The following is a 448-nucleotide window of genomic DNA, read 5'->3' on the forward strand; positions in this document are numbered from 1 at the left end:
GTGCAGGCCAAACCGGCATCGGAAGCGGCAAAGCCGATCATCACGCTCGCCTCGGCCAATTCCACGGCAAAGCCGGTGCAGTTGGCTTCGCTCGGCGGCGATACCAGCGGCCACATCACTGGTAGCGACGCCCTGCCCGGCGTGCGTCAGACAGCCCTGTTCGAAATCAAGCGCAAGTCCGGCATTGATGACGAAAGCGACGTCGACCTCAACGAGGATGAGGGGCCAGTCGGCGGCTCCTATCAGGTTGCGTCCGCCGCCGGCATGGCCCGGCTGGCGCCCAACGGGCTGCTCAAGCAGAACGAAAGCGTCGATGTGGCCTGCTTGAAGCCGTCGCTGGTGCGCGTGCTGAAGACGATCGAAGGCCACTACGGACGCAAGATGACGGTGACGTCAGGCTATCGCGACCCGGCCCGCAACCGGCGCGCCAACGGCGCCAAGAATTCGC

General features: G+C 65.2%; 1 protein-coding gene. It reads left to right on the plus strand.

The window, feature by feature from the left end:
* A partial coding sequence (locus EN935_RS40120; protein WP_164771935.1) for a D-Ala-D-Ala carboxypeptidase family metallohydrolase occupies positions 1-448 on the plus strand: 448 nt, incomplete at both ends.

It is taken from the genome of Mesorhizobium sp. M7D.F.Ca.US.004.03.1.1 (genome assembly GCF_003998635.1).
Classification (GTDB): Bacteria; Pseudomonadota; Alphaproteobacteria; order Rhizobiales; family Rhizobiaceae; genus Mesorhizobium; species Mesorhizobium loti.